Below are 8,690 nucleotides of genomic sequence, written 5' to 3'. Positions count from 1 at the left end.
CGGGAGGCGCAGGCCTGCGGCCGGCAGCGGTGAGATGGCCGCCTCCGCCCCGCCCGGCGGGCAGAGGATCGTCTTGTCTCCGGCCGCGTAGCGGGCGAGCGCCCAGGCGGCACCCGGCGTATCGGCGATGGCGAGGCGGGCGGTGATGCCGGCCCGCGCGAGGCGGGTCCGGAGATCGCCGAGGAGTGCCGCCTCGCCGCCCAGCAGATGGTCGGCGCCGGTGCTGTCGATACGGATGCCGTCCGGCGGGTCGGCCGCCGTCAGCGGCGCATAGCGCCGGCACCAGGCGGCGAGATCGCGCAAAGCCGCGGCATCGCCCGCCGGGTCGGCCTCGATCACCAGAAGGTTGCGATACATGGCCTGGGCCGAGGCGAGCGGCTGGCCGGGAAAGGCGCCCCGCGCCCGCGCCTCGGCATCGGCCGCGCCCACGGTGAAGCGCCGCCCGTCATGCAGGCGGGTGACCACCCCGCCTGATGTCCCGGCGCTATCCGGCGCGGCGTGCCCGTCCGCCTGCTGCTGCCGGCGCCACCGGTCGGTGGGCCAGAGCGGCAGGAAGACGGAGATGACCCGTCTCATCGCAGGCCTCCAGAATCCAGGATGCGGCCGCAGCACCCCGGCAGCGAATAAGGTCGAGCCGCCAGAGCGCGGGGGCGAGGCCGGGCACGTCCGGCGCCTCCGGCACCACGGGGCCCGAGGGCAGGCGGTGGATGCGCCAGCGGCTATGGGCCGCGATGGCGGCGCCGAGCGCCGGATCGCCCGCCTTTCGTGGCCGGCGCAGCAGGATCGCTGGAATGCCGGCGATCTCCGCCGCATGTTGGAGGCGGCGGGCGGGTGTTGGCTCCAGCCGCGCGACTTCGCCCACGACGCCCGCGAAGCCGCCGTGGCGCAAGCCTTCCTCAAGCACGAGGGGCACTGCTTGCGGCGCTTCCACATGCAGCACGCGGTCCGGGTGCAGGCCGGCGCCGGCCAAGGCGGGCGGGAAGAGATCAGCCCGCTCCACAGCCCATAGAACGGGGCCGGCGAGGCGCGCCATGATGCCGGCCGCCATCAGCCCGGCCGCACTGCCATACAGCTCCCCCGCGCCGACATCGGCCATTTCGTGCAAGCCGCCGAGGCACAGGCCGCCGCCCGGCAGATGCCTATCCATTATGTCGATACCGAAAGGCAGAACGGCGTGCGGGGCCTGCGCGCCGTGTTGGCGTTCCAGCCGGGCGATCTCCGCCCTTATATGTTCAATGTCTTGAAAAGATTGAGTCATTGCTCAGGTCATGGGCCCGGGGAGAAGGAACATAACGTGAACAAGTCCCCTCTGGGAAGTAGCGAATGAGAGAGGCCGCCGGGGTGCTGCAAGGCTTCTCACGGCTGGGTCCACGGCGCTGCTCTGGTGCCGCTTCGCGCAAACCGCTTAACCTTCCCGCCAGGGCTGGCCGGAGCGGGCCGCGCCCGGCAGGCACACGGGACGGATGGGCAAGGTGACGAACACGGCAAGCGAGATCCGCGAGAAATTCCTGACCGCCACCCGCATCCTCGCTTCTCATCCGGGAACGATGAAGGTGCGACTGCGCGAGGCCTTCGTGCCCGATTTGATCGCGCTGACACCCGAGGATCTGCCCTGGCCCGATCTTTGGGACCGCTTCCTCACGCTGCGCGAGGAACTCGCCCCGCATAACCGGGCAGATGTCCTGATGGAACGCTGGTGGGATTTCGAGCTTGGCCGCATCGCCTCGGAAATCGTCGACATCTACGAAGAATTGACGCGCCGCGCCTGACGCGGCCGCCTCGTCGCCATGGGCCAACTGCTCTGGATCGCCTCCTATCCGAAATCGGGCAGCACCTGGGCGCGCGCCTTCCTGCACAACTACATCCGCGCGGCCGACCGCCCGCATGACATCAACGATCTGACCGCGCTGACCACCGGAGAGAGTGCCGCCGCCCGTTTCGCGCCGCATGACCCGCGGCCCGCCTCGCAATACAGCGTGGCCGATGTCCAGCGCCTGCGCCCCATCGTGCACCGGGAGATGGCGCAAGCCCGCCCCGGCATCACGTTCGTCAAGACGCATAACGCCCTGCTCGTGGTGGAAGGCGTACAGACCATCACCCGCGAGGTCACGGCCGGTTGCCTCTACATCCTGCGCGATCCCCGGGATGTTGCAGTCTCCTTCAGCCGGCATCTGGGTCTTTCGCTCGACCAGACCATCGCCTTCATGGCCAATCCCGAGGCCGCGACCGGGGGCACAGACCACACCGTCTATGTTCGCCTTGCGACCTGGTCCGCCCATGTCCATTTCTGGACCCGCCGCCCGCATCCCGGCCTGCACGTGATGCGCTACGAGGATATGCTGGCGGACCCCCTGCGGGTCTTCGGCCATCTCGTGCGCTTCCTCGGCGAGGCCCCGGAGCCTGGCCGCCTCGCCCGCGCCGTGGATTTCAGCGATTTCGCCGTGCTTCGTGCGCAGGAGGCGGCGCATGGTTTCGTGGAGCAGCCGGCGCAGTCGGCAGAGCCTTTTTTTCGCGTGGGCCAGGCCGGGCAGTGGCGCGCGGTTCTAAGCCCGGCCCAGGTCGCTCGCATCGAGCGCGACCATGGCGCGGTGATGCAGCGTTTCGGCTATCTGTGACGATGAGGAGAGACAGGATGGATGCGATGAACCCGGTTTTCGTTGAAACCCCGCACGGCGCGGTGCAGCCGGAGGCGGTTCGTGCCGCCGCCATCGCCAAGCCCGGCTTCGGCCGCGTCTTCACCGATCATATGGTGACACTGCGCTTCAATGCGGAACGCGGCTGGCATGACGGGCGGATCGAACCGCTGACCACCCTCTCCTTCCATCCGGCGACGGTGATGCTGCATTACGCACAGATGATCTTCGAAGGGCTGAAGGCCTATCGCCTTCCCGATGGCACGGCCGCCCTCTTCCGCCCGGAGATGAATGCCCGACGCATGCAGCGCTCGGCCGAGCGGCTGTGCATGGAACCGCTGCCCGAGGCGTTGTTTCTGGAGAGCGTGCGCGCCCTGGTGCGAAAAGATGCGGCCTGGATTCCGGCGCCCGATGTGGGCACGCTCTATCTCCGCCCCTTCCTGCTCGGCACCGAGACCGCACTCGGCGTCCATGCCTCCACCGACTATCTCTATTGCCTCATCGCCTCCCCGGTCGGCTCCTATTTCGCCGGCGGCGCGGCGCCGCTGACGCTGTGGATCTCCGAGACGACCAGTCGCGCGGCGCCCGGCGGCACCGGGGAGGCCAAATGCGGCGGCAACTACGCGGCAAGCCTCACGGCGCTTGCCGAAGCCAAGCGCGAGGGCTGCGACCAGACCATCTTCCTCGATGCGGTTGAGCACCGCTATGTCGAGGAACTCGGCGGCATGAACGTCTTCTTCGTTTTCGACGACGGTTCCCTTGCGACCCCGCCGCTGACCGGCACCATCCTGCCGGGCATCACCCGGGATTCAATCATCCGCCTGGCGCGCGACCGGGGCCATGAGGTGCGCGAGGAACTCTACAGCATCGACCAATGGGCAGCTGATGCGGCCAGTGGCAGGCTGGTCGAGGCCTTCGCCTGTGGCACGGCGGCGGTGATCGCCCCGATCGGCCGGGTGCGCGGGCGGCAGCATGACATCACCATGGGCGACGGCGGTGCCGGCCCGGTGACGGAGGCGTTGTTCACGGCGCTGACCGGCATCCAGCGCGGCGAACTGCCTGATCCCTACGGCTGGGTCGAAAAGCTCGTCTGACCTGGCCCGGCTCGCAGGAAGGCGCGTGCGTGCGTGAGCATGCGCGCGCCTGGCGCGCCGAGGGGGGCTGTGATCTCGCCCAGCCGCGCAAGGGTTGTTTCGTCGATGTGAAAGCAATTCTCCGGCGCAGGATGGACGGGCCATTGGTTTTCTCATCAAAACAGATCTTGCGCGGATGCGGATCCCTGTCGCGCGCGCATGGCGCCGGCCGAAAGAGCAGCCCTCCCGACTGACGGCCTCAGCTTTTTGGGCAGCCGCAACGCAGCCAGGCGCCCGCTATGGGACGCCTGGCTGCCACCATCGGTGGTGTCGCTTTTCTTCAGTGTACCGGTGCAACTTGTCCGGCTCTGGCAGAAGAGCTCTTAAGCAAGATAGGCTGGACGCTGGCTCGGCAGCACATCGCCTTTGCTGGCTAGATAGGCTGGACGCTGGCTCGGCAGCACGTCACCCCGGCTCGCGCGGTAGACCGGCCGCCGGGGGGGAACTACCTGTTCGTTGCGAGCAAGAACAGAATGCTTCGTCAAGGTCGCACTGGCTTGTTCGGCCAGTGCCGCGCCGGTCATACCCAGGGTTACCGCGGCAACCGCCGCCATCAGCATCGTCTTCATTGTCGTCTCCGTGTTTCTGTTTTTGGTGTGTCTGTCATGGCCTTTTGGGGCCAGGGATCCAGCCGCCACGATCCTTTGATGGCGCCGCAGGGTTTCGCGGCACCAGGAAAGCCAAGGCGAGAAGGTCTGCAACGGAGCCATCGTCGTTGCCGGCTGGCTCTGCTTAGACGCGGGGAAGGCTGAACCCATAATAATTCTCCTTGAGCGGTTGAACCTGCTATGGTGCCGCCCTGCTCATAGGGACGGCCTGGTCCGGCACCACATGCGCGCCGCGACCTCGATCCCAACCGTATCCGCTGCTCGTGGAGAACAGCGTGGTAGGAGCCGTGGAAACGAACGTGGATTCGTATGTTTCTCGCCGGCCGGGTGAGATGCCTGCACTCGAAGTGCGCCTCCTGGGCCCGATGACTGTCAGCCGCAGCGGAATCATGTTGCTGCTCCCGCCGTCGCGGAAAGTTCGCGCGTTATTCGCTTATCTGGCGCTTACCCCCCATCCCGTCACACGCAGCCGGCTCTGTGATCTGCTGTGGGACGTGCCGCAGGACCCACGCGGAGAACTGCGCTGGTGCCTGAGCAAGATCAGAGGCCTAGTCGACGATCCTGGCCGCAGCAGGGTGCAAACGCAGGGCGAGACCATTCGCATGGACCTCTTGGACTGCCGCGTCGACGCGGTGGAGATCGGCACCGCGGCCGCCGAAGGCATCGAAAAGCTTTCGGCCGAGCGCCTGCGCGCGCTGAGCACCATGTTTGCCGGCGAGTTTCTCGACGGGCTGGAGATCGACCGCAGCCCACTCTTCGAGACTTGGCTAACTGCCGAACGGCGGCGTTTTCGTAGTTGCCGTCTCGCAGTGCTGGAGCGCCTCGCGCAAATTGCGTCCGGGGACGAAGTTTTTCCGCATCTGGAGGCATGGCTTCAACTGGCCCCGTTCGACGAGCGCGTGCATGCGACGCTGCTGAGCGCGCTTGCCCGTCGCGGTCGCATTCACGAGGGCGACGAACACCTGACCGCGACCGTTCGATTGTTTGAGGACGAGGGGCTCGACCATGCGCGGATACGCGATCTTTGGCATTCCGCGGTCGCTGAGGCGAAACGGTCAGGCCAAAGCTACGCTACGGCTACCGCGCCGGCCGCGGCTCCGGGCGGCAATCCCCAGCCAAGCGAAGCGATCGTGAGGCACCGTGCCTCCGTCGCGGTCATGCCCTTTGCCAACCAATCGCCGGACCCAAATATCCCGGGCGGTATCGGCGGCTCCCTCGCGCACGACGTGGTGACGCGGCTCGCGAAACTGCGGAATCTGTTTGTCATTGCGCAGGGCACGGTTTTTGCGCTCAGCGAAAGCCGGGTTGACGCCCAGGAAGCCGGCCGGATGCTGAACGTCGACTATGTCGTCAGCGGGACGTCACGACGCCAGGGCAATCACGTCACGGTGACGGTGGAGCTGACGGAGGCGCGGACCGCGCGGATAGTATGGGCCGAGGTGTACAGCCAGGCGCTCGAGAACACCTTTGTCGTGCTGGACGAAATCGGCGACCGCATCGTCGCATCGATCGATGCCGAGATCGAGACGGTCGAGCGCAACCGGGCTGTGTTGAAGCCGCCTGGTTCGCTCGATGCATGGGAGGCGCATCATCGTGGCCTTTGGCACATGTACCGGTTCAACCGTGCCGACAACGAACGGGCCCAGCATTTCTTCGAGACCGCCGTCGCGCTCGACCCGACGTTTTCGCGTGCTCATGCCGGACTATCGTTCACGCATTTTCAAAATGCCTTTCAGGGCTGGAACGAACGCGCGGCTGAAATCGACCGGGCCTTCGCGGCCGCCGGCCAGAGCCTGATGGCCGATGACCGCGATCCGGCGGCGCATTGGGCCATGGGCCGGGCGTTGTGGCTTCGCGGCCACCAGGACCAGTCGGTCGCCGAAGTTGAAACGGCTGTCGATCTCAGCCCGAACTTCGCGATCGCCCATTACACGCTCGCCTTCATCCACTGCCAGGGCGGCGATCCCGAGGCGGCCATCCGCTTCTCCGATCACTCCCGGCGCCTGAGTCCGTTCGATCCGTTGCTCTTCGCGATGCTCGGTGCCCGGGCGATGGCTCTTGTGCGCCTCGGCCGGTTTGAAGAGGCTGCTGATTGGGCGCTCAAGGCATCCGCCCGCCCCAACGCGCATCCGCATATCCAGGCGATCGCCGCCTACAGCCTGGCGCTCGCCGGGCGGCTGGACGAGGCACGCGTCCAGCTTGGCGTCGTCCACACCACGCGTCCACACTACAGCATCGAAGATTTCCTGACCGCCATGAAGTTTTCCGCTGACGGCGAGGCATTCTTTCGCAAGGCGGCAACACGTATCTGAACGCCGAGATCGGCTGGTCGGCCCAGCGATCCATCGAACCAACGTCAGCGACCCGGCTCAGAACAAGAGAGGTGTTTTATGACGATGAGACCCGATCCGACCTTCTACGCATCGCCCAAGCTTGCGATGGAAGCGCCACCGGAGAACTTCGCTTACACACTGCTCCTTAGCCCGGATTTTTCGCAACCCGACGCGCTTGCCGTGGTGGATGTAAAGCCCGGATCATCCACATACAGCAAGGTCGTGCATACGGTCCTCATGCCCCATAAGGGCGACGAGTTTCACCATTTCGGCTGGAACGCCTGCTCCTCCGCCCTATCACCGCTCAGCGGGCACGCGTTCGTCGAGCGGCGCTATCTGGTGATCCCCAGTATCCGCTCTTCGCGAATCTACGTCGTGGATACGAAGCCGGATCCGACCCAGGCGAAGATCCACAAGATCATTGAACCGGCAGAGGTCTTCAGGAAAACAGGCTATTCACGGCCCCACACGGTTCATTGCGGCCCGGAAGGCATCTATGTCAGCACGCTCGGCGGCAGCGGCAAGGACGGCACGGACGGGCCCCCCGGTGTTTTCATCATGGACTGCGAGACATTCGATATTCTTGGCCGGTGGGAGATCGACCGCGGTCCCCAGCGTCTGCATTACGACTTCTGGTGGAACCTTCCGCGTGACTACATGGTCACGAGCGAATGGGGGCTGCCGCCGCAGTTTGAGAGCGGCATTGTCCCGGAGGATTTGCTCGCGAATAAGTATGGGCACCAGGTCCATTTCTGGGATCTTCGCGCCAGGCGCAATGTCCAAACGATCGATCTCGGCGCGAATCACCAGATGGTGCTGGAGGTGCGGCCCGCGCATGATCCTGTGCGCGAATATGGCTTCCTGGGCGTAGTGGTCGACACCACGAACCTCGAGGGTTCAATTTGGACCTGGTGGCGCGAAGGCGGCAAATTCCACGCCGAGAAGACGGCGACGATACCGCCAGAGCCCGCCGCCAAAGAGCAGTTGCCACCCCTGTTGCAAGGATTTGGCGCTGTACCACCCCTGGTGACCGATATCGATCTCTCCATGGATGACAGGTTTCTCTACGTGGCCTGCTGGGGCACGGGCGAGATGCGGCAATACGACGTCTCGGAGCCGAGGAAGCCGAAACTTGCTGGGTCAGTCCACATCGGCGGCATTGCACGCCGTACGCCGCACCCCAACGGCAAAGCCTTCGAAGGCGGGCCGCAAATGGTCGAGATCAGCCGCGATGGCAAGCGGGTCTATTGGACCAACTCGCTTTATTCCGCGTGGGATAAGCAATTCTATCCAAGCGGCGTCCCCGGGGCGGAAGTCATGGCGATTGCGGGACCGGATGGTGGCCTGGAGTTATCCGAGGATTATTGGGTGGAATTCGCCGCTGGATACAGCGCCCATCAGGTCCGGCTCGAGGGCGGCGACTGCTCGACGGATTCCTTCTGCTACCCATCCGCTTGATCGGCGGCGGAACCGGCTGGACAGCGGCTGGCCTTTGGCTGGCGGTCATCGCGAGCGGCCTCTACCATGGCGTCAATCCCGGAATGGGCTGGCCGCTCGCCGTTTCAGCCGGCCTGATGGAAAAAACGCCGACCGCCCTGGTTACGGCCCTCGGGGCACTCCTGGTCGGACACCTGCTCGCTCTGCTCCTGGTACTGCTGCCCTTCTCCCTGCTGGTCAGCCTCATCTTCTGGCAGCAACAAATCCAGATCGGTTCCAGCCTGCTGGTGATCTGCTTCGGCATCTACCGTTTTCTCATCCGGCGCCACGCGCGGGCGCTGACGCGCATAAGGCCGACGCAACTGGGACTTTGGTCCTTTGCAGTCGCGATCGCGCATGGCGCTGGCCTCATGCTCCTGCCGATCTATCTCGGGCTTTGCAGAGCCGACGATCTCGACAGCGGTCACAGAGCGGCGAGCACTCTCATCCACGCCGATCTCGGCATGGCCGTCCTCGTCTCCGTCACCCATTCGGTCGCGATGATCG

At 65.6% G+C, this 8,690-nt stretch carries 8 protein-coding genes and 1 pseudogene; 6 read left to right on the top strand and 3 right to left on the bottom strand.

Annotation, left to right across the window (positions count from 1 at the left end):
• Both VL752_RS09530 and VL752_RS09525 read right to left on the bottom strand, forming a co-directional pair.
• A pseudogene (locus VL752_RS09530) lies at nt 1–465 on the bottom strand (DNA polymerase Y family protein); the annotation flags it as partial.
• Between the two features lie 19 nt (nt 466–484).
• A complete protein-coding gene (locus VL752_RS09525) occupies nt 485–1,147 on the bottom strand; it encodes an ImuA family protein (RefSeq protein ID WP_325354512.1) in 663 nt (220 codons plus the stop codon).
• A gap of 325 nt (nt 1,148–1,472) precedes the next feature.
• On the opposite strand from VL752_RS09525, the gene VL752_RS09520 reads away from it, so the two are divergent.
• The 3 genes from VL752_RS09520 to VL752_RS09510 are packed head-to-tail and all read left to right on the top strand — an operon-like array spanning nt 1,473 to nt 3,727.
• On the top strand, nt 1,473–1,769 hold the full coding sequence (locus VL752_RS09520; RefSeq protein ID WP_325354510.1) for a hypothetical protein: 297 nt from the start codon (nt 1,473–1,475) through the stop codon (nt 1,767–1,769).
• A gap of 18 nt (nt 1,770–1,787) precedes the next feature.
• On the top strand, nt 1,788–2,615 hold the full coding sequence (locus tag VL752_RS09515; protein WP_325354508.1) for a sulfotransferase domain-containing protein: 828 nt from the start codon (nt 1,788–1,790) through the stop codon (nt 2,613–2,615).
• A 17-nt stretch (nt 2,616–2,632) separates the two neighbouring features.
• A complete protein-coding gene (locus VL752_RS09510) occupies nt 2,633–3,727 on the top strand; it encodes a branched-chain amino acid aminotransferase (protein WP_408863082.1) in 1,095 nt (364 codons plus the stop codon).
• 362 nt (nt 3,728–4,089) lie between these two features.
• Here VL752_RS09510 and VL752_RS09505 read toward each other — a convergent pair whose 3' ends face one another.
• Nucleotides 4,090–4,335, bottom strand: a complete 246-nt coding sequence (locus VL752_RS09505) for a hypothetical protein (RefSeq protein WP_325354506.1) — start codon at nt 4,333–4,335, stop codon at nt 4,090–4,092.
• 326 nt (nt 4,336–4,661) lie between these two features.
• Here VL752_RS09505 and VL752_RS09500 point away from each other — a divergent pair, with 326 nt between their 5' ends.
• From VL752_RS09500 to VL752_RS09490, 3 genes are all read left to right on the top strand, one after another.
• The gene (locus VL752_RS09500) at nt 4,662–6,686 is read left to right on the top strand and encodes a BTAD domain-containing putative transcriptional regulator (RefSeq protein ID WP_325354504.1); all 2,025 of its coding nucleotides are present in this window, start codon (nt 4,662–4,664) and stop codon (nt 6,684–6,686) included.
• 78 nt (nt 6,687–6,764) lie between these two features.
• Nucleotides 6,765–8,165: a selenium-binding protein SBP56-related protein gene (locus VL752_RS09495; RefSeq protein ID WP_325354502.1), complete on the top strand. Its 1,401-nt coding sequence runs from the start codon at nt 6,765–6,767 to the stop codon at nt 8,163–8,165.
• On the top strand, nt 8,162–8,690 hold a 529-nt coding region (locus VL752_RS09490; RefSeq protein WP_325354500.1), incomplete at its 3' end, for a hypothetical protein. The genes VL752_RS09495 and VL752_RS09490, both read left to right, overlap by 4 nt.

This window comes from Acidisoma sp. (genome assembly GCF_035492295.1).
Classification (GTDB): Bacteria; Pseudomonadota; Alphaproteobacteria; order Acetobacterales; family Acetobacteraceae; genus Acidisoma.
The sequence above is the reverse complement of the archived record's forward strand: the minus strand, read 5'-3'. Positions and strand labels throughout refer to the sequence as shown.

Excerpts from the sequence above, each read along its gene's own strand:
- VL752_RS09525 (WP_325354512.1), bottom strand. The coding sequence starts at position 1,147 with ATGGATAGGCATCTGCCGGGCGGCGGCCTGTGCCTCGGCGGCTTGCAC.
- VL752_RS09515 (WP_325354508.1), top strand. The coding sequence starts at position 1,788 with ATGGGCCAACTGCTCTGGATCGCCTCCTATCCGAAATCGGGCAGCACC.
- VL752_RS09495 (WP_325354502.1), top strand. The coding sequence starts at position 6,765 with ATGACGATGAGACCCGATCCGACCTTCTACGCATCGCCCAAGCTTGCG.
- VL752_RS09505 (WP_325354506.1), bottom strand. The coding sequence starts at position 4,335 with ATGAAGACGATGCTGATGGCGGCGGTTGCCGCGGTAACCCTGGGTATG.
- VL752_RS09510 (WP_408863082.1), top strand. The coding sequence starts at position 2,633 with ATGGATGCGATGAACCCGGTTTTCGTTGAAACCCCGCACGGCGCGGTG.